Genomic DNA, 430 nt, shown 5'->3' with positions numbered 1-430 from the left:
GCGCCGCGGTGGGTTGCTTTGGAGTTTGGGGTGGTGTTGTAGGTATTTGTTGTTTACAGGATTTGTTGTGGCGGTGGGTGCAGTTTGACTGGCAGGTGTTTGTCAGTGGACATCTTGGTTGTTGATCTAATCAGTACATTTGTGGCGACGGTTGGCGCACGGTCGTGGGCTATGCATTTATAGGTGGTACTGGGTGCAACCTTGGCTTTTTGTTGGTGGCGCCTTTGTCGATGGCGGTGTAAATATCCATTCCTGCGGTTACGGCCACTTAGGGTTTCGCCCTTACGGCGACTCACTTTTTTTTCAAACGCCAAAAAAAAGTAAGCAAAAAAAGGGTCGCCCCGAGCGTCCGGCCCCTCGCCTAGGCTCGGCGTTCCTTCGCTCCGGCATCCATCCGGGCACACTTCACTCCGGTCTGCTTCGCTACGAC

The 430-nt window shown here is 53.7% G+C and carries 1 pseudogene; it reads left to right on the top strand.

Features of this window, described 5'->3' with window-relative positions:
- Positions 1–193 precede the first annotated feature (193 nt).
- Positions 194–430: pseudogene (locus tag BK660_RS32795) on the top strand (hypothetical protein); the annotation flags it as partial.

The sequence above is a fragment of the Pseudomonas brassicacearum genome, from assembly GCF_003732265.1.
GTDB classification, from domain to species: Bacteria; Pseudomonadota; Gammaproteobacteria; order Pseudomonadales; family Pseudomonadaceae; genus Aquipseudomonas; species Aquipseudomonas brassicacearum_D.
Note: the sequence above shows the minus strand (reverse complement) of the source record. Positions and strands in the feature narration are given on the sequence as shown.